General features: G+C 57.1%; 17 protein-coding genes and 1 tRNA gene. 9 read left to right on the top strand and 9 right to left on the bottom strand.

Translation table 11 applies throughout. From position 1 onward, the window contains the following. Nucleotides 1-5: 5 nt before the first annotated feature. The 4 genes from ACR0BI_RS13090 to ACR0BI_RS13075 form a co-directional block, all read right to left on the bottom strand. The gene (locus tag ACR0BI_RS13090; protein ID WP_170512444.1) at nt 6-929 is read right to left on the bottom strand and encodes an alpha/beta hydrolase; all 924 of its coding nucleotides are present in this window, start codon (nt 927-929) and stop codon (nt 6-8) included. Between the two features lie 12 nt (nt 930-941). Next, the gene (locus tag ACR0BI_RS13085; protein ID WP_480562409.1) at nt 942-2,831 is read right to left on the bottom strand and encodes an acyl-CoA synthetase; all 1,890 of its coding nucleotides are present in this window, start codon (nt 2,829-2,831) and stop codon (nt 942-944) included. Between the two features lie 160 nt (nt 2,832-2,991). Further along, entirely contained in the window at nt 2,992-4,812 is a 1,821-nt protein-coding gene (locus ACR0BI_RS13080; RefSeq protein ID WP_170392269.1) for an ABC transporter transmembrane domain-containing protein, read from the bottom strand. A gap of 156 nt (nt 4,813-4,968) precedes the next feature. Continuing rightward, a tRNA-Gly gene (locus ACR0BI_RS13075) sits at nt 4,969-5,042 on the bottom strand. 135 nt (nt 5,043-5,177) lie between these two features. On the opposite strand from ACR0BI_RS13075, the gene ACR0BI_RS13070 reads away from it, so the two are divergent. Both ACR0BI_RS13070 and ACR0BI_RS13065 read left to right on the top strand, forming a co-directional pair. Beyond that, the gene (locus tag ACR0BI_RS13070; RefSeq protein ID WP_170818802.1) at nt 5,178-6,710 is read left to right on the top strand and encodes a hypothetical protein; all 1,533 of its coding nucleotides are present in this window, start codon (nt 5,178-5,180) and stop codon (nt 6,708-6,710) included. A gap of 142 nt (nt 6,711-6,852) precedes the next feature. Then, the gene (locus ACR0BI_RS13065; RefSeq protein ID WP_480562410.1) at nt 6,853-8,742 is read left to right on the top strand and encodes a PhoX family protein; all 1,890 of its coding nucleotides are present in this window, start codon (nt 6,853-6,855) and stop codon (nt 8,740-8,742) included. Between the two features lie 61 nt (nt 8,743-8,803). Here the strand turns inward: ACR0BI_RS13065 and ACR0BI_RS13060 are convergent, their stop codons facing one another. Next, entirely contained in the window at nt 8,804-9,364 is a 561-nt protein-coding gene (locus ACR0BI_RS13060) for a tetratricopeptide repeat protein (RefSeq protein ID WP_170392277.1), read from the bottom strand. Nucleotides 9,365-9,404: 40 nt separating this feature from the next. Beyond that, complete coding sequence (locus tag ACR0BI_RS13055; RefSeq protein ID WP_170401672.1) at nt 9,405-9,881, bottom strand: winged helix-turn-helix transcriptional regulator; 477 nt, start codon at nt 9,879-9,881, stop codon at nt 9,405-9,407. A 103-nt stretch (nt 9,882-9,984) separates the two neighbouring features. On the opposite strand from ACR0BI_RS13055, the gene putA reads away from it, so the two are divergent. Both putA and ACR0BI_RS13045 read left to right on the top strand, forming a co-directional pair. Beyond that, nucleotides 9,985-13,383, top strand: coding sequence for a bifunctional proline dehydrogenase/L-glutamate gamma-semialdehyde dehydrogenase PutA (gene putA, locus ACR0BI_RS13050; protein ID WP_480562411.1), 3,399 nt, complete (start codon nt 9,985-9,987; stop codon nt 13,381-13,383). Between the two features lie 42 nt (nt 13,384-13,425). Beyond that, nucleotides 13,426-14,169: a rhomboid family intramembrane serine protease gene (locus ACR0BI_RS13045; protein WP_170392282.1), complete on the top strand. Its 744-nt coding sequence runs from the start codon at nt 13,426-13,428 to the stop codon at nt 14,167-14,169. Nucleotides 14,170-14,176: 7 nt separating this feature from the next. Here ACR0BI_RS13045 and ACR0BI_RS13040 read toward each other — a convergent pair whose 3' ends face one another. Further along, the gene (locus ACR0BI_RS13040) at nt 14,177-14,998 is read right to left on the bottom strand and encodes an IclR family transcriptional regulator (RefSeq protein ID WP_170401678.1); all 822 of its coding nucleotides are present in this window, start codon (nt 14,996-14,998) and stop codon (nt 14,177-14,179) included. Between the two features lie 203 nt (nt 14,999-15,201). Between ACR0BI_RS13040 and bhcA the strand changes: the two genes are divergently transcribed. The 4 genes from bhcA (at nt 15,202) to bhcD (ending at nt 19,588) form a co-directional block, all read left to right on the top strand. After that, on the top strand, nt 15,202-16,392 hold the full coding sequence (gene bhcA / locus ACR0BI_RS13035) for an L-aspartate--glyoxylate aminotransferase BhcA (RefSeq protein WP_480562412.1): 1,191 nt from the start codon (nt 15,202-15,204) through the stop codon (nt 16,390-16,392). Nucleotides 16,393-16,403: 11 nt separating this feature from the next. Beyond that, nucleotides 16,404-17,390, top strand: coding sequence for a beta-hydroxyaspartate dehydratase BhcB (bhcB, locus tag ACR0BI_RS13030; protein WP_480562413.1), 987 nt, complete (start codon nt 16,404-16,406; stop codon nt 17,388-17,390). Beyond that, on the top strand, nt 17,387-18,550 hold the full coding sequence (bhcC, locus tag ACR0BI_RS13025; protein ID WP_170392290.1) for a 3-hydroxy-D-aspartate aldolase BhcC: 1,164 nt from the start codon (nt 17,387-17,389) through the stop codon (nt 18,548-18,550). The genes bhcB and bhcC overlap by 4 nt, the downstream gene beginning before the upstream one ends. Before the next feature lie 72 nt (nt 18,551-18,622). Next, nucleotides 18,623-19,588 (top strand): iminosuccinate reductase BhcD, encoded by a 966-nt coding sequence (gene bhcD, locus ACR0BI_RS13020; protein WP_170392292.1) that lies wholly within the window; start codon nt 18,623-18,625, stop codon nt 19,586-19,588. 59 nt (nt 19,589-19,647) lie between these two features. Here bhcD and ACR0BI_RS13015 read toward each other — a convergent pair whose 3' ends face one another. Together ACR0BI_RS13015 and ACR0BI_RS13010 are read right to left on the bottom strand one after the other, a co-directional pair. Next, nucleotides 19,648-20,433 carry an inositol monophosphatase family protein gene (locus ACR0BI_RS13015; protein WP_170392295.1) on the bottom strand — a complete coding sequence of 262 codons (786 nt, stop codon included), beginning with the start codon at nt 20,431-20,433 and terminating at the stop codon, nt 19,648-19,650. 95 nt (nt 20,434-20,528) lie between these two features. Then, nucleotides 20,529-21,434 carry a LysR family transcriptional regulator gene (locus ACR0BI_RS13010; protein WP_170392297.1) on the bottom strand — a complete coding sequence of 302 codons (906 nt, stop codon included), beginning with the start codon at nt 21,432-21,434 and terminating at the stop codon, nt 20,529-20,531. Nucleotides 21,435-21,528: 94 nt separating this feature from the next. Here ACR0BI_RS13010 and metF point away from each other — a divergent pair, with 94 nt between their 5' ends. Further along, nucleotides 21,529-22,395, top strand: coding sequence for a methylenetetrahydrofolate reductase [NAD(P)H] (gene metF / locus ACR0BI_RS13005; protein WP_170392298.1), 867 nt, complete (start codon nt 21,529-21,531; stop codon nt 22,393-22,395). Nucleotides 22,396-22,418 lie beyond the last annotated feature (23 nt).

The following is a 22,418-nucleotide window of genomic DNA, read 5'->3' as shown; positions in this document are numbered from 1 at the left end:
GCGGTTCAGTCGTAGGACCAAATCCCCTGCCCCAAAGCCTCAATCGCCACGGAAATCCGCTCAAAGCTGTCCGCGGCGCGCCTGACCGATGTTCGGGCGCGCAGATATCCGTGGACCAAACCGGCCTCGTTGATGCAATGGGCCTGCCCACCTGCGGCTGTGATCCGGTCGCAATAAGCTTGCCCGTCATCGCGCAGCGGATCGCAATCGGCGGTCACCACCACCGTCGGCGGTAGCCCCGAGAAATCGACGTCATGCAACGGTGCATAGGTAGGATCGTTCTGGGGCGTGGTACCTTGATACCGAACAGTCTCATAAAACCGGATATCGTCCAATGTCAGCAGCGGGGCATTGGCATGTTCGATATACGACCCCTGCGACATATCTCCGCCTAAGCCGGGATATATAAGGACCTGCCCCAGCACATTTTCCAACCGACTCCGACCATGGTGCGAAACGGCTGCTGCCAGATTGCCACCCGCGCTGTCACCGGCCAGCACGATCGGCTCGCCGTATTCCTGAACCACCCAGTTCGTGGCGGTCCAGCTATCCTGAAACTGCGCCGGGTGCACATGCTCAGGGCACAACCGATAGTCGACCGAAACGATTCGATAGCCCGTCTGGGCGCAGAGTTCCGCACAAACATCATCGTGGCTATCCAAGCCCCCGACGACAAACCCACCACCATGTATGTAGACGACGGTCCGGGTGGGGTCACCGGCGCTATAAATGCGAACCGCTACGCCATCGGCGGACCTGTCGCGCACCTCGATGCCAGGTGGGCGCGGCTGGCGGAAGTCCTGACACATCGCGTCATAGACCCGGCGTTGGTCAGCAATGGACATCTCTACTGTATCATCCGGATAGCTCTCGGCTGTGCGCCGGATGAAACCCCAGGTCTCCTCGTCGATCAGACGTTCATAGTCCATTGTTCCTCCGAATTATTCAGACCACTCCCATGGCCGGGTAAACGAACCCAGTACTTTTGAGACATCGTCTTCGGAAGACCCATTCGCGTCAAGCTGCGCGACAAGACCCCTCTTCTTGTCGTCGATTACCGAAACGACCCGCGCTTCAATGCCTGCGGCGTCCAATGCACCGTTGTAGATGCGAGTGATGGCTTGCTTGCGCAGTTCGGGTTTGAAAACCTTGCCAACGGCGGTTTTCGGCAATTCATCCAGAATGGTCATGTGCTTGGGCTGTGCCGCGCGTTCGTGGACGTGGACCTTGCAATAGTCCATCAGCTCCTGTTCAGTGACTGAGGCCCCCTCGACCAGTTCAACAAAGGCGCAAGGCACCTCACCCGAATGCGCATCGGGCTGACCGATAGCCCCAGCGAAGGCGACCGCGTCATGGCCCAGCAAGGCCTCTTCGATTTCTGCAGGGTCGATATTGTGTCCGCCCCGAATGATCAGATCCTTCGCGCGACCGGTGATCCACAGATAGCCGTCCTCATCAAACCGTCCCAGATCGCCCGTGCGCAGGTATTTATCGAAATGATAGAGGTTCGTATTCTTGTCGGTCTCGGTATAAGTATTTCCCGCGTATACGCCGGGGTTCGAGATGCAAATTTCACCGATCTGATCTACGCCGCACTCGGTTGGTCCATCCGGCCCGTCCTGCAGGATTTTGACGTCCGTATAGGGGAATGGGATGCCGATCGAGCCGATCTTCTTTTCCCCATCCACGGGGTTGCATGACACCAGACAAGTGGCCTCGGTCAGGCCGTAGCCCTCGACGATAGTAACGCCAGTCGCTTCTTCAAACCGACGGAACAGTTCGACCGGCAACGGAGCTGATCCCGAAAATGCTGTTTTAACGCTGGATATATCCGCATCCACAGGTCGCTGCATTTTGGCTGAAATCGCTGTCGGCACTGTGATGATGAACGAAACCTTCCAGCGCTCGATCAGTTTCCAGAAATTGTCGAATACGCCATCACCGCGATACCCGGCAGGCGTCGGGAATACCACATGTGCACCAGACGACACCGCCGCCATCACGATGACATGCACCGCAAAGACATGGAACATCGGCAGAGGGCACATGATGACGTCGTTTTCGTCAAAGAGCAGCGTGTTGCCCAACCAGCCATTGTAGATAAGGCCCGAGTATTTGTGCTGCGCTACTTTCGGCATGCCCGTAGTGCCGCCCGTGTGGAAGTAGCACGCCACCCGATCTTCCTGGCTATCCTCAAAGTTCAGCGTTTTAGGCTGCTTGTTCAGCTCATCAAGGAAGTTCTTGTAATCCGCATGGGCCAGCTTTTCTTTATCACCCATCTTTGGGCGCAAGAACGGTACAAGCCAGGATTTGGGCGGCGTCAGATAGCGATTCAGGTCGATCTCAAGGATCGTGTTGACACCCGGAGCGTGACGCACAGCTTCTTCAACCTTTTGGGCTACATCGGTTTTGGGGAAGGATTTCAGCGTGACCACGACCTTCGCCTTGGTCTCACGCAGGATCGCCGCGATCTGCTCCGGCTCCAGCAACGGGTTGATCGGGTTCACGATCCCGGCCACCGCACCGCCCATCATGGTGACCAGCGTCTCGTTGCAGTTGGGCAGCACATAAGCCACCACATCGTTTTCTCCGATGCCAAGGGAACGGAACAGATTGGCCGCTTGGTTGACTTTTCCCAGCAGTTCGGACCATGTCAGCGTCTCGGCTTTGTCGCTCGGGCCGGACAACAACTGAAAGCTGATCGCTTTATGGTTCGGGAACTTGCCCGCCGTCCGCGACAACAGTTGATGGAAGGTGACGGGTACGTCCCGATCTTCCCACGCCATCTCCTGCTCGATGCGCGCCTTGTCTTCCAATCCCACAAAGGCCATGTGGCTCCTCCCCTGATCTGTCTCCCGTGTCGCGCACAGGCTTGTTTGTCACCTCCAAGATGGAAGCAAAACACACCATGCGCAAGCAAGGGCTTAGCGATCAGGTTCGGGATTATGTAGAATGACGCTACGGCGAAACGAGATGTGCCGGAGCGTCACTTTATTCTGCAGCCACCCCGTCGGTGAACTGCAAGCGTGCGAGGCGGGCATACAAACCGTCCTGCGCCACCAGATCGTTATGGGTACCCTGCGCCACAATGCGCCCGGCTTCCAGCACGACAATCCGGTCTGCCTTCTTAACGGTCGCCAGACGGTGCGCCACGATCAGAGTGGTGCGCCCTGCCCTCATGTTATCGACCGCACCCTGCACCGCACGTTCGCTTTCTGCGTCCAAAGCCGAGGTCGCCTCGTCCAGCAGCAGCACCGGTGCGTCGCGCAGGATGGCACGTGCGATGGCGATACGTTGCTTCTGACCACCCGACAGCATTACGCCCCGTTCGCCCACAAAGCTGTCATACCCTTCGGGCAAAGCCGAGATGAACTCATGCGCGGCGGCGGCTCGGGCGGCGGACTCGACTTCGGCATCTGAGGCGTCCAGACGGCCAAAGCGGATATTCTCGCGCGCCGAAGCGGCAAAGATCACGGGGTCTTGCGGGACCAGCGCGATGTGCTGACGGAAGTCGTCACGGTTCAACTCGCGCAGGTCGAGCCCATCAAGACTGACCTGTCCCGCATCGGGATCATAGAACCGCTGAATCATCTGGATGACTGTTGTCTTGCCCGCACCAGACGGGCCGACAAAGGCCACTGTCTCCCCGGGTTTGATTTGAAGTGACAAGTGATCCAGCGCAACGACGTCCGGGCGCGCGGGATAGTGGAATGTCACATCGTCAAAACGTATCTCTCCGCGTACGGGTACAGGCAAATCCTTGGCCTGCGACGGATCATTGACGGTATCCTCAGCGTTCAGCAGCTCGACCAAACGCTCCGTCGCACCTGCAGCGCGCTGCAACTCGCTCCAGATTTCGGACAATGCCGCGACTGAACCCGCCATGATGATCGAATAGATCACAAACTGGATCAACACGCCCTCGGTCATAACCCCGTTACGCACATCATTCGCACCCATCCACAGCACGCCAACGATGCCCGAGAAGACGAGAAAGATCACAATGACGGTCAGAATCGCACGGGTCTGGATCCGACGCAGAGAAACTTCGTACGAAGTTTCTGTCATCTCTCCGAACTGCGTCCTGCTGGCGTCCTCATGAGTAAAAGCCTGCACGGTTTGCACCGCACCCAACGCCTCGCCGGCATTTCCAGAGGACGCCGCAATCCAGTCCTGATTTTCCCGGCTGATCACCCGTAACCTGCGGCCCAGTACCAATATTGGCACAACCACCAGCGGAATCAGTAGCAACACCATCCCAGTCAGCTTAGCCGATGTCAGCAGCATCAGCACCAGTCCGCCGACGAACATCAAAAGATTGCGGAGCGCGATGGACACAGACGATCCCAGCACCGATTGGATCAGCGTTGTGTCGGTGGTGATACGGCTCAGAACTTCGCCGGTCATGATGCGCTCGTAAAACTCGGGGCTCATCCCGATCACGCGGTCAAAAACCGCCTTTCGGATATCGGCCACCACACGTTCACCCAACCGGGTCACCAAAGCATAGCGAATACCCGTACCCACGGCGAGAATCCCGGCTATACCGAGGGCGGCCAGAAAGTACCATTCAAGCAAATCACCATCTTCGATGCGGAAATTGTCGACCACACGCCGCACAGCCAAGGGCAATGTCAGCGTCATGCTGGCCGTCAGGATCAACGCCAGTGTCGCGCCGATCATCAGCAGTCGATAGGGCTTCATAAACGGCCACAATGACCGCAGCACGCCAATTTTTTTAGACCTAGCCCGTTCATCGTAGGCGCCGGGCGCTTGTGCATTTGCTGGATTGGCGGAGCGTGTTCTTGCCATATCTGGCCCTTGTATTCTGGTCGCAGCCTTTATCAGGCGTCAATCAACGTTTCATGGCGGCGTGGGACAATGGGGTCAAGCTTTGGGCGCAATTCGGGGCACGATCCGGGCCTTTTGACGCATTCGACCAGAATGTTAGAGATGGAGGGGCTGAGTTGGAGCGGGTAGACGGAATCGAACCGACATAGCCTGCTTGGAAGGCAGGGGCTTTACCATTAAGCTATACCCGCTCAGTGCTTGCGCTGATTATTTTATGTACCAACCATCGTCAAGCGCGAAGTTGTGTTTTCAGCCTCAGATACGGCGCACGACATCAATGACACGATCTTCAAGAAATTTTCAGATGGGCGGCAAAAAGGGAAGTCGTGGCAATTCAATGGTCGTTAATTAGCGATGGAAAACAGATCTGGGTCACCACCAAACGCAAGGGAAGTAACTTGATTCCGGCATCTAACTCACACTGGAGAAAAACACTATGTGTGCTTATCCCAGCCTTAGTGTTCACTTGCCTGATCGTGTTGACACTCTCGCAGCAGTCGCCCGTATGGATGCCTTTGGATGATGCCTATATAACAATCGGAAACGTGGATCTGTTTCTTTCGGGGCGCTCAGATCTTTACGGCAATGATGGTCCGACCGGCGCAAGTAGCTTGGTTCATTTTCTCGTGCTGGCCTTTTTATCGCAATTCACCACTACACCAGAGGCCAGCTTGGCCTTGAGCGTTCTAAGCGCCGGCGCATATATGATTGGGTTATGGTTGTTACTGTGTTCCGTGTCAGGCTCTCGGATTGTTGCAGCATCTGGGTCGATTGCGGGTCTCTTATTAGGATTCGCGTGGCTCCACCTTATGAATGGCCTAGAGACTGGTATGGCAATGGCAGCCATCACTTGGGCCTTTTTTCTACGCCAAACCAATCGCCACGTCGCGCTATCGATATTGATTGGCATAATGCCTTTTATCAGACCGGAGTTTTACGTTCTTTCTGCTCTCTTGTTCATTTCTATCATCGTCGTGAAGCCGATCAACTACGCGTACTGCGTCAAGATTTTTTTCATTTCCGCATCCGCCTACATAATCTTGGCACTTGTGAGCGTTCTGATTCTAGGCAGTGTTTGGCCTGATACCGCCGGCGCGAAAGAGGCTTTTTTTGCAGAGAAAGGTGAAGTTTTCTCTAGTCGACTGATGGTCGCTCTGCGCGCCGTGGTCGAGACCAATCTGCTTGTGGTTTTCTCGGGCTTGGTCTTCGCACCATTCCTTAGGGGAGGCTGGGTTGCCTTAGCTTTTTTCGGAATTTTTGTGCTCTCATCAGCTCTGAAACTACCGGGTGCTCTGTATCACAACGATTTCCGCTACCTGTATCCGTTGCTACCAATTGCAATTGCATCTTGGACAGCGGTCCTGACGGCGCGTCAAGTTTCTTCGGCCCCGGTCTTTGTGATCGGTGCCCTCCTGTCGGTATACGCTTTTGCGACAAGCAGTTGGCCAGTCTACACCATACAATGGAAATCGGGTAGCGAAGAGCGTCTTATTACAGCGGAATGGATGACTGAGAATTTACCGTCGAATTCTGTAGTAGGTGTTCACGACGCAGGCTTTATACCCTGGAAGATCGCCTCAACAGTCTCGAATCAAAACATTCGGTTCGTTGATCTTGTCGGCTTGAAGTCGCCTTCCGCGATCAAATTTCACGAGGAATTCACTGCCCCCTCGAATGGTAAAGAACGATGGCGAGCATTTGATGTGTTGGGGCGGGAACGTAAGATTGATTACATCATTGTTCTGGATCGACCGTTTTGGCGACGTATCGAAGACAGTTTCAAGACTGCGGGCTGGGATATCAATCTTATTTTCGCCAACGAGGGCGGATATCAAGTGTTCTCAGCCAACCCAAATTGAGCGGAGCAATTGAAAACTACCTGTTTTGAACTGATGTTTTCGAAATGGAGAATAACTCAACCTGCGGTTTGAAAACAAACTGTCATGTTACGTGAATATACGCTGTTCACCAAAACCCAATTCAGACAGCCAGGAGCTATCCATGACAGACGTCGATCTCACCACCCTTTCCGCCGACGATTGGGATGAGTTGCACTTCCCCCGCCCGGATGAACACGACTTCGACCGCGTGGTTGAAAGCGCTATCTCGCGACGGGGTTTCCTGTCAGGAGTTGTGGCATTTGGGTCGGGCGCTGCGGCGATGGGCGCTGGTTTGTTGGGCTCAACTTCAGCACAGGCGGTCGATGCACAACGCTTTGCCTTCACGCCGATTCCCGCCCAGACCGATGGGACAGTCCACGTTCCGGAAGGTTATGAGTGGAAGATGCTAATGCGCTGGGGCGATCCGCTGTTTTCCGAGGCCGATGGATACGATTTGACCGATGGCGGTAAGGTTGAAAACTCGGACAAGGTTTTTGGCGAGAATACGGATGGGATGGAGACATTCTCGTTCCGGGGTCACGAGCTGATTGCGATCAACCACGAGTACCCGAACCGCAAGATCAACCTGCCTGCCGCGCAGGAAGGTGTTCCGACCAGTGCCGATGACGTTTTGAAGTTGCAGAACATCCAGGGCGTGACAGTAATGGAGATCAAGGAAGGCCCTACGGGCTGGGCGGTCGTTAAGGACAGCCCCTTCAACCGCCGGATCCACCATAACACTCCGATGAAGATCGTCGGCCCCGCCGCTGGTCATGACCTACTGAAGACCGAGGCCGATCCGACAGGAACCGCGTCGCTGGGCACCATGAACAACTGCGGTTCCGGCAAGACACCATGGGGCACCTACCTGACCTGTGAAGAAAATTTCAACGGCTACTTTGGTTCCTCTGACGAAAACGCCAGCTATGACCAGAAGGTCGCAGACGGCATGAAACGCTATGGCATCAAGGCCGAAAGCTGGAATGGCTACGAGCTGTTTGATCCCCGCTTCGACACCTCAAAAAACCCCAATGAGCCGCACCGCGCAGGCTGGATCGTTGAAATCGACCCGACCAAACCCGACAGCACTCCGGTCAAGCACACCGGCCTTGGTCGCTTCAAGCATGAAAATGCTGAGGTCGCGCTGGCTGCGGACGGTCGTGTCGTGGTCTATATGGGCGACGATGAACGTGGCGAGTATCTTTACAGGTTTGTCTCGAACGCGGCCTATGCGCCCGGTGTCGACACTCAGGGCTTGTTGAATGACGGCACGCTATATGTCGCCAAGTTCAATGACGACATGAGCGGCGAATGGCTGCCGCTGACGCCGGAAACAACCGGCATGGACGCGGCCGAAATTCTGATCTTTACCCGTATGGCCGCATCGGCTGCGGGCGGCACCACAATGGACCGCCCGGAATGGGTGGCCTCAAGCCCTGTTGCGGTCGAGGCATATTGCTGCCTGACCAACAACAAGAACCGTGGAGTTAAGCCAAATGCTGGGGGCGATGACACTGCGGTAAACGGCCCTAACCCGCGCGAGGCCAACAAATACGGCCAGATCGTGCGCTGGCGTCCAGCGGATGAAGATCACGCGGCCACTGGCTTTGATTGGGATCTCTATGTCATGGCCGGAAACCCAACTGTTCATTCGGATAACCGTGGCGGATCGGCAAATGTGAACGAAGGCAACCTGTTCAACTCACCCGACGGCATGGCCATCGATTCGACCGGTCTGGTCTGGATTCAGACAGACGGGAATGATGACAACGAGGGAGAATTCGCAGGAAACGGCAATAACCAGATGCTAGTTGGCGATCCCGTGACCGGGGAGATTGTGCGCTTCATGACCGGCCCGAATGGCTGTGAAGTCACCGGTCTGGCCTGGTCGACCGACCTGCGCACCATGTTTGTTGGCATCCAGCATCCGGGCAGCAATTGGCCCGATGGCGGTACGCCGCGTTCGTCGGTGATTGCGATCAAACGCACCGACAACGGGCTGGTCGGCTAATCAAGTCCTTGCATCAAAAGCGCTCCTGAACTTCGGTTCCGGGGCGCTTTTTCGTCTCAATTCAAATATCCTCACCCGGTGGATCAAGCAGCCCGCCCGGCGCAAGCAAGGCACGCTCTGAAAGCCACGGGTTCAGTTCGAGTGCATGGTTCAGCGCCGTTCGCGCTTCGTCCAGCCGCTTGAGACCCAACAGCGATAATGCCCGCCCGCTAAGCGCCGCTACATGGTTCGGGGACAGCTCAATGGCCCGATCCAGATCGATCAGGGCCGCACCGTAATCCTGCTGCAAATAGTTGACGAATGCCCGTTGATTGTACCCCTCGGCATAATCCGGGCAATAAGCGACCAGAGCGTCAAACTCGGCCAGCGCACCGGTCAAATCCCAAGACTCGCGCAGAGACATCCCGCGATCCAACAGGGTTTGAGATCGGGCGTCCGGCGCATCGGTCCAGAGTTGCCACATCCGTCCCGAAATGCCCCGCGCCTCGCGCTCAGACGACGCGGTTTGGGCTTGCGTAATCAGGGCGTCGACGCCAGAGATATGATCCGGCGCAACCGGGCAATCTGCAGAAGCCTGAGCGGCAGAACCAGCGAGTATGGCAACGATAAGTACGTTTTTCATCCTCTCTAACCTGATCCATCAGTCGTTTAGGTCAACTGCTTTATAGCGGAGCCAGCAACCCGGTTTCTTTCACCGCCTCCATCGCAACGAAGGTGGAGGTGTTGGCAACATGCGGCAGGGATGAGATTTTCTCGGCTAGCACCGTGCGGTATTCCGTCATCGATCGGGTGCGGATTTTAAGCAGATAATCAAAGTTGGACGCGATCATATGAGCCTGTTCAATCTCAGCAACTCTGCGCACCGCTGCATTGAACTCGGCCAGTGCCTTTTCACGAGTATCTGTGAGACGCACCTCGACAAAGGCCACATGGTCAAGGCCCAGACGGATCGGGTCCAACATGGCGCGATAGCCTGTGATGATCCCGTCAGCCTCAAGCCGCTTGAGCCGCGCCTGTGTCGGCGATTTTGACAAGCCGATCCTGCGCGCAAGGTCCGTCACTGAGATGCGGCCATCTTCAGCTAATGCCGTAAGGATCGCGCGGTCAAAGCGATCAAGGCTGGACAAGTCGTTTTGCATGATTAAGCTCCTATATTTCAGCCAATTCGACCAGAATTCGAGAAAATTCGGTCCATTCTCCTGACTATAGGCGGTTATATTAGGCAAAAGCCCCGGAGTACACATGTCACACAGCCTACGCACCAAAATCGACACTCAAACTTATGCCGACCAGTCCACTGTACTGGACGCGCTGATCTCTCAGGCCAAGCTGTCAGAGGCCGACCGAACGGCCATTTGTGAGGCTGCAGCACAGCTGGTGCGCGACATCCGCTCAAGCACGTCGCCTGGCATGATGGAAGTGTTTCTGGCTGAATACGGCCTATCCACTGATGAAGGCGTTGCGCTTATGTGTTTGGCCGAAGCGCTGTTGCGTGTGCCAGATGCGGATACCATTGACGCACTGATCGAAGACAAGATCGCCCCGTCAGACTGGGGAAAACATCTGGGACAATCATCCTCGTCACTGGTGAACGCGTCGACATGGGCGTTGATGCTAACAGGCCGGGTCCTGGACGAAGACAAATCCTCGCCCGTCGGCGCGCTGCGCGGGGCCATCAAGCGGCTGGGTGAACCAGTGATCCGCACCGCCGTTGGTCGTGCGATGAAAGAAATGGGGCGTCAGTTCGTTTTGGGCGAAACCATTCAATCCGCCATGAAGCGCGCCAAAGGAATGGAAGATAAGGGCTATACCTACTCGTACGACATGCTGGGCGAGGCGGCACGGACCGAGGCCGATGCTGCCCGCTATCACCTGTCTTACTCGCGCGCGATCGCCGCTATTGCCGAGGCCTGCACCCATAAAGACATTCGCGAAAATCCGGGCATCTCGGTCAAGCTGTCGGCCCTGCACCCCCGTTATGAGCTGGCACAGGAACAACGGGTGATGGACGAACTGGTGCCCCGGCTGCGCGCGCTGGCTTTGCTGGCCAAGGCAGCGGGCATGGGGCTGAACGTTGACGCGGAAGAGGCAGATCGCCTGTCGCTCTCGCTGCAGGTGATCGAAGAAGTTATGGCAGAGCCTGCACTGGCCGGTTGGGACGGGTTCGGCATCGTCGTGCAAGCCTACGGCCCATGCGCCGGGTTGGTGCTGGATACGCTCTATGAGATGGCCCAGCGGCACGACCGCAAGCTGATGGTACGGCTGGTCAAGGGCGCTTATTGGGATACCGAGATCAAGCGCGCGCAAGTCGAGGGCGTCGATGGTTTTCCGGTCTTCACCGATAAGGCGGCGACGGATGTGTCCTATATCGCCAACGCCCGCAAGCTGCTGGGAATGACCGACCGTGTCTATCCGCAATTTGCCACGCATAACGCCCATACGGTCAGCGCTATCCTACATATGGCGGACGGCCAGCCATTCGAATTCCAGCGCCTGCACGGGATGGGTGAGACCCTGCATCAGATCGTGCGCAACAAGCGGACCTCGCGCTGCCGTATCTATGCTCCGGTCGGCGCACATCGGGATCTGTTGGCCTATCTGGTGCGTCGCCTTCTGGAAAACGGGGCAAATTCCTCGTTCGTCAATCAGATCGTTGATGAGGAAGTCGCCCCAGAAACCGTTGCCGCAGATCCGTTCGTGGCCGTTCAAACACCTGGCAAACCGCTGCCAACCGGGCCTGAGTTGTTCGCACCGGAACGCCCAAACTCGAAAGGTTTTGATCTGCGCCATACGCCGACGCTGGACCAGATTGACATCGCACGCGACGCCTTCCGCGCCCATCATTGGTACGCCCGACCTTTGCTGTCGGATGATGCACTGCCTTTGGCAGACACTCCCGTGATCAATCCCGCGCAACCATTGGATCGTCCCGGTTCGGTTGCTGCGGCCAGCCCCGAAGACGTGGAACTGGCATTGGCCAGCGCTTGCCCATGGCAGGCCTCAGCCGAGAAGCGCGCTGACATTCTAAATAAAGCAGCCGATCTCTACGAAGCGCATTTTGGAGAGCTGTTTGCCCTGCTCGCCCGCGAAGCCGGAAAATCCGTGCCCGATGCGGTAGCCGAGCTGCGCGAAGCGGTTGATTTCCTGCGCTACTACGCCGCCAATATTCCTGCCGCCAAACCCGCCGGAATATTCACCTGCATCAGCCCATGGAACTTCCCTCTGGCGATCTTCACCGGGCAGATATCGGCTGCGTTGGCCACCGGCAACGCTGTGCTGGCAGCCCCTGCCCCGCAAACGCCATTGATCGCCCATCGTGCCATTCAACTGATGCATGAAGCAGGCGTTCCACGCGATGCGCTGCAACTTCTTCCGGGCGGGCCGAAGGTGGGTGCGGCGCTAACTTCGGACGAACGCGTCTCTGGTGTGGCCTTTACCGGTTCCACCGCGACCGCGCTGAAAATCCGATCAGCAATGGCGCAGCACATGCGGCCGGGTACGTCATTGATCGCCGAGACCGGCGGTCTGAACGCCATGATCGTAGACAGCACCGCTTTGCCGGAACAAGCGGTCCAATCGATTATCGAAAGCGCGTTCCAATCGGCAGGCCAGCGGTGCTCGGCCCTGCGTTGTCTTTATCTGCAAGAGGATATTGCCGAGGACGTTCTGACCATGTTGCAAGGGGCGATGGGCGCTTTGCATGTGGGCGATCCTTGGCTGATATCAACTGATTGCGGCCCGGTCATTGACGCGCAAGCCCGGCAAATCATCGCGGACCACGTGGCCCAGGCCCGCTCAGAAGGACGGGTACTGAAGGAGATGACAACGCCTCCTGAGGGTACATTTATCGCACCGACTCTGATCGAGATACCCGGCATCTCGGCGCTAGAGCGCGAGGTGTTCGGTCCGGTTCTGCATGTCGCCCGGTTCAAGGCGCAAGATATCGACAAGGTCATTGCGGATATCAATGCCACGGGGTACGGCCTGACTTTCGGCCTGCACACTCGGATCGACGACCGGGTGCAGCATGTGACCGAGGCGATCCATGCCGGTAATATTTACGTCAACCGCAACCAGATCGGCGCGATCGTCGGCTCGCAACCCTTCGGTGGCGAAGGTCTGTCCGGTACCGGCCCCAAGGCCGGCGGCCCGAACTATATGGCGCGATTCTGCGCGCCTGATCGGCAGAATGCTTCGGGACGCTGGGACAGTTCGGCTGAACCAGGTGCGCCCGAAGGGCAACCTGCAACGCCCAGCACCCAATCGCTGCCTGGCCCCACCGGTGAATCGAACCGCCTGACCGAATATGCCCGCCCCCCGCTTTTGTGCATGGGTCCGGGGCCTGAGGCAGCCGAAGCACAGGCGGATGCGGTCAAAGCGTTGGGCGGCCCAGCGATCCGTATGACGGGCATGCTGGATCTGCACCGGCTTGAAAACCTGACCGGTTTCTCGGGCGTTCTGTGGTGGGGCGACGACGACACTGCCCGCCAGATCGAACAGCATTTGGCCCGGCGCGATGGCCCGATCATCCCGCTGATCCCCGGGCAGCCCGACCGTGCTCGGGTGCTGGGGGAACGCCATGTCTGTGTCGACACCACCGCCGCCGGAGGCAACGCCGCCCTTCTGGGAGGTGCGGCATAACCGGACCTTGACGCTGGGCGGCGAAAAGCCCAGCGTCGCGCCATGTTTCCGATCCGAGACCATAACCCTTCGGGGCGTACTCCGTTTGTTGTTTATGCCCTTATGGCTGCGAACATACTGATCTTCCTCAGCTATGTGGGTGTCATGGAGAATGCGCGGCTGATCAATCAGCTTTATATTGACTACGCGGTCATTCCTGCCCGGATAACTGACGGCTATGGGTTCGAGACACTCGTGACGTCAATGTTCCTGCATGGGGGCTGGATGCATCTGGCGGGAAACATGCTGTTTCTGTGGATATTCGGCGATAACCTCGAAGACGAAATGGGGCATGTGCTGTTTCTCGTGTTCTATCTGCTGGCGGGAATCGGAGCGGGGCTGATTCACGTCATTTCGGCACCGGATTCGGTGGTGCCAACAATTGGCGCGTCTGGAGCGATTGCTGGTGTCATGGGCGGCTATCTTCTGCTTTTCCCAAAAGCGCGCGTAGATATCCTGCTGATTCTGATCGTCTATATCCGGATCTTCACTATCCCGGCCTTTATCATGCTGGGTGTCTGGCTGGGCCTGCAATTCCTTGGCAGCCTCTCCAGCAATCCCGATGAAGGTGGCGTTGCCTATTGGGCGCATACCGGAGGGTTCTTTGTTGGTTTGATCCTGTGCATCCCCCTATGGCTCAGGCGCGGAGGGACTGGGTTCTGGAACCGCACCCACGGCCATCCACCGCATCCGGAACACAAGTACAAACTCTCGCAATCACGCATCCCCAGAGTGCCGCGCAAATAATCAAGCGTCAGCTCTTGGGTAGCCTACCGCCGCTCAGGTGGGTGATCTCTTGCGCCGCGCGCATAACCAGATCGCCCAACTCGGGCGCGCGTTCACGGCTGAACCTTACGGTGGGTCCGGATACCGAGATACCGGCGCAAGGCTCAGCCCTGTCATTGAAGATGGCCGCACCAATGCAAGACATACCTTCATACCGTTCTTCGTGATCGTAAGACCAACCTCGGGTACGAGTTTCAGCCAGATCTGCATACAGGCCCGAAGCGGGCAACTGCGTATTTTCAGTGAAAGCAACCGGATCAATCCGGCCCAGAACTTTGCCTAAACTCTCTTCGCTCAACGCAGCGAGAATAGCCTTTCCTGTACCGGACGCATACATGGGCGTCCGCGCACCGGGTGGAAAGAAGGCCCGGATGGGGTTCTGAGTTTCGACCTGCCCGACAAAGACCACCTCTGCTCCATCGGGTACGGCCAGATTTGCGGTCTCACCGCTGTCTTGCATCAGACGCCGCAGGATCGGCCTGCCGATTTCCAGAACGCTGTTGCGCCGCAGGAAAGACGCACCGGTCCGATATGCTTCGATCCCGACCAGCCATTCCTGCCGTTCCTCATCAAAGGATACGAATCCGTGTTTTTGCAGTGTCACAAGAATGCGATGCGTGGTGGCCGTCGGTACATCGACCTCGCGGGCAAGATCGCTTAGCGCGACGCGCTCTAGCCGGGCAACGGTGGTAAGTACGCCCAGCGCCCGATCCAATGATTGCATGGTCCCGGCCGAACTTTCTTTAAACAGCGATTTGGGTCTGCCGCGCGGTCGCTTTTGCGTTTCCATTTCTCACCTGGCTTTCGGACTTTCCCCCGTAAACCCGAACCAATTTTTTTGGCCCGGAATTCTCCGAGATCATTTTGATAAACTGAATTCCTATCCGTTTCAGCACCTTATCAATTTAACGGATAAAATGAAAATATTTTTCAAGAAAATTGCAACACACAACCGTTCAAGCGACACTTGGGTCCAAAGCAGAGGATTGAGTTATGTCGCATCAAAACCCGGTCTTTATCCCAGGCCCAACCAATATTCCTGATCGTTTGCGCCTTGCCATGCAGGTTCAGACGCAAGACCACCGCGCCCCGGACTTCGTTGAAACCTTCGCCCCGGTACTGGAGGATACAAAACAGGTCTTTGGAACCACCGAAGGCCAGATCGTCACTTTTCCAGCCAGCGGAACGGGCGGTTGGGAGGCAGCGATTACAAATACGCTCAGCCCCGGTGACAAGGTTCTTGTCGCCCGCTACGGCGTCTTCAGCCATCGCTGGATCGATCTGTGCGAAAGACACGGGTTGGACGTTCAGATTGTTGAATGCCCATGGGGAGCAGGCGCGCCAGCCGACAGGTTCGAGGCCATCCTGTCCGCGGATAAAGCGCATGAAATCAAGGCCGTATTGGTGACGCATAACGAAACCGCGACAGGTGTGCGTTCCGATATCAGCGCTGTGCGCAATGCGATGGATGCGGCACATCACCCGGCCATGATGTTTGTGGATTGCGTGAGCTCTCTGGCCTCAATGCCGTTCGAGTTTGACCGGTGGGGCGTGGATATTGCGGTCTCGGGGTCGCAAAAGGGGTTCATGCTGGCCACCGGCATGGCAATCCTATGCGTTAGCCCCAAGGCACTGGCGTCGATAGAGACCGCGCAACTGCCACGCACCTTCTTTGATTTCCGTGATATGATGTCGGCAAATGCGTCTGGCGGCTTTCCCTATACTCCGCCGCTGCAGCTGATCTACGGTATGCGCGAAAGCCTTAAGATGTTGTTCGAGGAAGGGTTGGACAATGTGTATGCCCGCCACACCCGTCTGGCCGAAGGTGTGCGCCGCGCGACTGCGGCCTGGGGCCTGAAGTTGGTCGCACAATCTCCTGACCTCTACTCGGATACCGTCAGCGCCATTTTTGTGCCCGAAGGCTTCGACAGCAACGAACTGACTGACCATGCCTTCAACACCTATGGGGTATCCTTCGGCATTGGTCTGGGTGAGTTGAATGGCAAAGCGTTCCGCATTGGCCACTTGGGCAGCCTGACCGATGTTATGGTCCTGTCGGGGCTGGCCACGGTCGAGATGGCCATGGCCGATCTGAACTACCCAGTGAAGCTTGGCAGCGGGGTTGCTGCGGCGCAGGAATTCTATCGCGCCAGCTCAACCAGCCACGCAAAAGCCGCAGCTTAGGAAGGACAGTCATGTTGGATCAAATCCCCGTCGCCGAACTGACCTATGCCGACGTACAGGCTGCGCACGAAAGGATCGGGCCGCACATCCGACGCACACCGGTAATGACCTCGGACTATCTGAATGAATTGACCGGCGCACAGCTGTTCTTCAAATGCGAGAACTTTCAGGAAGCAGGTGCATTCAAAGTGCGCGGTGCCAGTAATGCGGTCTTCGGCCTAAGCGATGAAATGGCGACCAAGGGTGTTTGCACCCACTCAAGCGGGAACCACGCCCTGTCGCTGTCATATGCGGCTGGTCGCCGGGGCATTCCATGCAATGTGGTGATGCCGCGCACCGCGCCGCAGGCCAAGAAAGACGCGGTACGACGCTTTGGTGGTACGATCACTGAATGTGAGCCATCCACCTCTTCCCGCGAGGCAACGTTTGCCGAGGTGCAGGCCCGAACAGGCGGAGAGTTCGTGCACCCGTACAACGACCCTCGTGTTATCACTGGTCAGGCCACATGTTCGGCTGAATTGCTTGAGCAGACCGATGGCCTGGATGCGTTGATCGCGCCAATCGGCGGTGGCGGGATGGTCTCAGGCACCTGTCTGACGGTCTCGAACCTGGCACCAGGAACCGCGATCTATGCGGCTGAGCCTGAGCAGGCGGACGATGCGTACCGTTCCTTCAAAGCGGGTCATATCATTGCGGACGATGCCCCCAAAACGGTGGCGGACGGGCTGTTGGTCCCGCTCAAGGAAAACACATGGCACTTTGTGTCGAACAATGTGACCGACATCTTCACGGCGTCCGAGCAAGAGATCATCGACGCAATGAAACTCACCTGGAAATACTTGCGCGTGGTGATGGAGCCGTCTTCGGCCGTTCCTCTGGCCACCATTCTCAAGAACCCCGACACCTTCCGGGGCAAGCGCGTCGGCGTCATCATCACCGGCGGCAACGTGGATCTGGACAAGCTGCCCTGGCTGAAAGGGCAAGGAGAAACAGGATGAACAAACCGATGAACAGTGATCAATTCGAAGTTGGCTATGACATCCCTGCCGCGATCGGCATGGATGAATCCGAAATCCAGACGCCTTGCCTGATCCTTGATCTGGACGCGCTCGAGCGTAACATCAAGAAGATGGGCGACTATGCCAAGGCACATGGGATGCGGCACCGGGTGCATGGCAAAATGCACAAATCCGTGGACGTCGCGAAATTGCAGGAACAACTGGGCGGCGCAGTCGGCGTCTGCTGCCAAAAAGTGTCTGAGGCCGAGGTGTTTGCGCGCGGCGGCATCAAAGACATTCTGGTCTCGAACCAAGTGCGGGACCCGGCCAAGATCGACCGACTGGCGCGCCTGACGAAGCTTGGTGCACGCACAATCGTTTGCGTCGACGATGTGGACAACGTCGCTGACCTTTCTGCTGCTGCCGCTAAGCATGGCACTGAATTGGAGGTTTTTGTCGAGATCGACTGCGGCGCGGGCCGCTGTGGTGTCACCACGACCCCCGCCGTGATCGAAATCGCCAAGGCGGTTGAGGCCGCCCCTAACCTGAAATTTACCGGCATTCAGGCCTATCAAGGCGCGATGCAGCATCTGGATACGTATGAGGCACGCAAAGAAAAACTGGATACCGCAATCGCCATGGTCAAGGATGCCGTCGACGGATTGAAGGCTGAAGGGATCGACTGCGAGCTGGTTTCGGGCGGCGGTACGGGGTCTTATTATTTCGAAAGCAACTCGGGCGTTTATAACGAGCTGCAGTGCGGCTCTTATGCCTTCATGGATGCCGATTACGGTCGGATTCTGGACAAGGACGGTCAACGGATCGATCAGGGTGAATGGGAAAACGCCTTGTTCATTCTGACCAGCGTTATGAGCCACGCCAAAGCGGACAAGGCAATCTGCGATGCGGGCCTGAAGGCGCAATCCGTCGATAGCGGCCTGCCCTTCATCTTTGGGCGGGACGATGTGGAATACCTAAAGTGTTCGGACGAACACGGCGTGATTGGTGACCCGGATGGGGTGTTGAAGGTTAACGACAAGCTGCGGCTGGTGCCCGGCCACTGTGACCCGACCTGCAACGTTCATGACTGGTACGTGGGTGTGCGCGGCGGCAAGGTTGAAGCGCTTTGGCCGGTCTCTGCCCGTGGCAAGGCCTATTGAATTACAGATGAATGCAAGGGCGGACGTTTAGCACCGCCCTTACTAATGCCATCAAAAAGAAAGACAAACGCGATGATCATCGTTCCTGAAAAGGAAATCGGCGCTCTGTTAGGCCGACAGGAAAGCTATACTGCGGTTGAGCAGGTGTTTGCCGCGATGGCGGCTGGGGATGCCTATAACTTCCCGGTCGTGCGCGAGGCCATAGGTCATGCGGATGCGCTCTATGGGTTCAAGGGCGGGTTTGATCGCGCGGGCATGAACCTTGGCCTGAAAGCAGGCGGGTATTGGCCAAACAATCTGGAAACGCACGGGCTGATCAATCACCAATCCACCGTGTTTTTGTTTGATCCAGATACGGGTCGCGTTCGGGCCATCGTTGGGGGCAACCTGCTGACCGCGCTGCGCACGGCTGCAGCCTCGTCGGTTTCGATCAACCATTTGGCACTCAAGGATGCCAAGGTGATCGGAATGGTTGGCGCCGGGCATCAGGCGACATTCCAATTGCGCGCGGCATTGGAACAGCGGGACTTTGAGAAAGTCATAGGCTGGAACTTGCATCCAGAAATGCTGCCAAATCTCGAAAAGGTCGCGGCTGAAGCGGGGCTGCCTTTTGAGGCTGTGGATATGCCCGGCATGGTGCAGGCGGACGTGATTGTCACCATCACCTCCTCCTTCGCGCCAACACTGATGTCCGAGCACGTCTCCGACGGCACACACATCGCATGTATGGGCACTGATACCGTCGGCAAACAAGAGGTCGCCACAGACCTGATCGCCCGCGCAAGCGTCTTTACCGACGAGGTCGCGCAGGCCGTGACATTGGGTGAAAGCCAGCATGCCGTGGCTGCCGGAATGAAAGCCGAAGGCGATATCCGGCAGATCGGAGAGGTCATCAACGGCACCCATTCCGGGCGTGTGTCCGAGGCTGAGGTGACCGTGTTCGACGGTACTGGCGTGGGGCTGCAAGATCTTGCGGTGGCCAGCGCGGCAGTTGATCTGGCGGTCCAGCAAGGGATCGCGATCGAGGTCGACTTCTAAACCAAAACGCGCGCCCGGACCGGACGCGCGTACCATGATCAAATGACCGGGGTTGAATATCAGCCCCGAATTACCTTTGCGAAATTGTCAAAGATCGGCTCATTGGCGCAGATCACTTCGCCATCCTCAAGCACGCTGCCTTCGGGGTTCAGCGCCTGAACAAAGCCGCCCGCCTCTTTCACGATGATGATGCCTGCGGCCAGATCCCAGGCGTTTAGGCGACGCTCCCAAAAGCCTTCGTAACGACCGGCGGCCACATAGGCCATGTCCAGCGCGGCAGCACCCCAGCGACGAACACCTGCACAGGCAGGCATCAGACGGGCCAGATCCTGCAAGGTCGCAGGCAGGTCCGAACGGCCACCGAATGGCAGACCTGTCGCGAAGATCGACTCGATCATGCGATGGCGGCCCGACACACGGATGCGCATGTCGTTCATCCACGCACCTTCGCCTTTTTCGGCAAAGAACATCTCATCCTTGGCAGGGTCATAGATCACACCCGAAACGATCTTGCCCTTATGTTCCAACGCGATAGAAACGGCCCAGTGCGGCAGACCGTGCAGGAAGTTGGTGGTCCCATCCAGCGGGTCGACGATCCAGCGACGAGTCGGGTCTTCGCCGTCAATCGCGCCGCCCTCTTCGGCCAGCCAACCATAGGTCGGACGGGCACCCAGCAATTCCTCTTTCAGGATGGCTTCGGCCGCGATATCGGCCTTCGACACAAAGTCGCCCGCACCTTTCATCGACACCTGCAGGTTCTCGACTTCACGAAAATCCTTGACCAGAGAACGCCCCGCCTTGCGCGCGGCCTTGATCATGATGTTGAGATTTGCACTGCCAACCATTTTCCATAGGCTCCTGTCCGGTCAAGCCGCGCGTATACTGGGGCAACGCGCCCTTGCCAAGAGGAATGATGCGCATGGCTGATCTGCGTCCGGTGTTAATGAGTCTGAAGCTTACGCGCCTCGGTCCGCGCCAGTTTCACCAACTCTTGCACAAAGGGTTTTTCAAGGTCTTCGCTGCGGACCGCAGCATATAACCTGCGGGTAATCCCATCTTTGGTAAGCGGGCGCGTGACGTAGTCCGAGCTATACTTTACCTCGCGCACCACCCAGTCCGGAAGAACGGATATGCCCCTATTCGAAGCCACCAACAACAAGATCACAGCGGTCAGTTCAACCTGTCGGATGGTGGCAGGCTCGACCCGGGCCGGGATCAGCAACTGACTGAAAACATCCAACCGGGTTCGTTCGACCGGGTAGGTAATCAGTGTCTGACCTCGGAAATCTTCAGCTTCGATATAGGGCTTTTCAGCCAATGGATGCGAAGACGCCGCGACAAATACGGCCTGGTAGTCAAAGAGTTCGACAAATTCGACACCCGGCAGATCTTCGGGGTCAGAGGACACCACCAGATCAACCTCTTCTTTCTGCAAGGCGGGCAACGCGTCGAATGCAAGGCCCGGGCGGATATCCACATCAACGTCTGACCAGGATTTACGGAAAGCTTCAAGCACCGGAAACAGCCACTCGAAACAAGCGTGACATTCGATCGCAATGTGCATCCGACCGGTGCGACCGTCGCGCAGCGATGAAAACTCATCCTGCATCGCCTCGACCTGAGGCAGAATTTGTTCAGCGAGACGCAGCAGCCGCAAACCAGCTGCCGACAACTTCATCGGCTTGGATCGACGTAAAAACAGCTCGACCCCGGCCTGATCTTCCAACCCCTTGATCTGGTGACTTAGTGCGGATTGCGTGATGTTTAGCTGATCAGCTGCACGCGCAAGCCCACCGCATTCGTGGATAGCTTTGATCGTCCGTAAGTGGCGAAATTCGATATGCATTACTCACGCAACTCATGTTGTTGTTGAACAATATGAGTTTGTCTCACAATGCATCTGATGGCACAAGGGCATAAATGACAGCTACGAGGCCAACATGACCAAGCCTGAGATTTCATTCGAGTTCTTCCCGCCGCAGACTCTGGAGGCCTCGTTTCGCCTTTGGGATACGGTTCAGACCTTGGCGCCGCTGAACCCACGGTTTGTATCGGTGACCTATGGTGCTGGTGGTACAACACGTGAGCTGACGCGTGATGCAGTTGCAACCTTGCACAAATCCTCGGGGCTGCCTGTTGCTGCGCATCTGACCTGTGTCGATGCCTCGCGTCAGGAGACGCTTGAGATCGCAGACACATTCGCGCGCGCAGGCGTTCAGGATATCGTTGCCCTGCGTGGCGACCCCCCTAAAGGTCAAGACCGGTTCGCCCCCCACCCTGATGGTTTCACCAACTCGGTAGAACTGATTTCTGCACTGGCCGAGACCGAGATGTTCAGCATCCGTGTCGGCGCCTATCCGGACAAACATCCCGAAGCAAGCAATGCTCGCGCTGATGTGGATTGGTTAAAGGCCAAGCTGGATGCGGGCGCGGACGAGGCGTTGACCCAATTCTTCTTCGAGGCTGAAACCTTCTTCCGGTTTCGCGATGCCTGCGAAAAAGCGGGGATCGACAAGCCTATCGTACCGGGCATTCTTCCCATCGAGAACTGGAAGGGTGCGCGTAACTTTGCAAAACGCTGTGGCACCCACATTCCCGACTGGATCGAGAACGCATTTGACAAAGCAATCCGGGACGATCGCGAAGATCTTCTGGCGACGGCGCTATGCACCGAACTCTGCTCGGACCTGATAGAAGGCGGCGTGGACAAACTGCATTTCTATACGCTCAACCGACCTGAGCTTACTCGGGATGTCTGTTTTGCCCTGGGCATTACACCCCAGACCGAATTGCAGAACGTCGCCTGATCCCACAGTTTTTGCGTTTGCCC

It is taken from the genome of Ruegeria sp. E5 (assembly GCF_056534105.1).
The sequence above is the reverse complement of the archived record's forward strand: the minus strand, read 5'-3'. Positions and strand labels throughout refer to the sequence as shown.

Bases quoted from the DNA above. Each gene is read 5' to 3' on its own strand.
- ACR0BI_RS13090 (WP_170512444.1), bottom strand. From the start codon at position 929: ATGGACTATGAACGTCTGATCGACGAGGAGACCTGGGGTTTCATCCGG.
- ACR0BI_RS13085 (WP_480562409.1), bottom strand. From the start codon at position 2,831: ATGGCCTTTGTGGGATTGGAAGACAAGGCGCGCATCGAGCAGGAGATG.
- ACR0BI_RS13080 (WP_170392269.1), bottom strand. From the start codon at position 4,812: ATGGCAAGAACACGCTCCGCCAATCCAGCAAATGCACAAGCGCCCGGC.
- ACR0BI_RS13065 (WP_480562410.1), top strand. From the start codon at position 6,853: ATGACAGACGTCGATCTCACCACCCTTTCCGCCGACGATTGGGATGAG.
- ACR0BI_RS13060 (WP_170392277.1), bottom strand. From the start codon at position 9,364: ATGAAAAACGTACTTATCGTTGCCATACTCGCTGGTTCTGCCGCTCAG.
- ACR0BI_RS13055 (WP_170401672.1), bottom strand. From the start codon at position 9,881: ATGCAAAACGACTTGTCCAGCCTTGATCGCTTTGACCGCGCGATCCTT.
- putA (WP_480562411.1), top strand. From the start codon at position 9,985: ATGTCACACAGCCTACGCACCAAAATCGACACTCAAACTTATGCCGAC.
- ACR0BI_RS13045 (WP_170392282.1), top strand. From the start codon at position 13,426: ATGTTTCCGATCCGAGACCATAACCCTTCGGGGCGTACTCCGTTTGTT.
- ACR0BI_RS13040 (WP_170401678.1), bottom strand. From the start codon at position 14,998: ATGGAAACGCAAAAGCGACCGCGCGGCAGACCCAAATCGCTGTTTAAA.
- bhcA (WP_480562412.1), top strand. From the start codon at position 15,202: ATGTCGCATCAAAACCCGGTCTTTATCCCAGGCCCAACCAATATTCCT.
- bhcB (WP_480562413.1), top strand. From the start codon at position 16,404: ATGTTGGATCAAATCCCCGTCGCCGAACTGACCTATGCCGACGTACAG.
- bhcC (WP_170392290.1), top strand. From the start codon at position 17,387: ATGAACAAACCGATGAACAGTGATCAATTCGAAGTTGGCTATGACATC.
- bhcD (WP_170392292.1), top strand. From the start codon at position 18,623: ATGATCATCGTTCCTGAAAAGGAAATCGGCGCTCTGTTAGGCCGACAG.
- ACR0BI_RS13015 (WP_170392295.1), bottom strand. From the start codon at position 20,433: ATGGTTGGCAGTGCAAATCTCAACATCATGATCAAGGCCGCGCGCAAG.
- ACR0BI_RS13010 (WP_170392297.1), bottom strand. From the start codon at position 21,434: ATGCATATCGAATTTCGCCACTTACGGACGATCAAAGCTATCCACGAA.
- metF (WP_170392298.1), top strand. From the start codon at position 21,529: ATGACCAAGCCTGAGATTTCATTCGAGTTCTTCCCGCCGCAGACTCTG.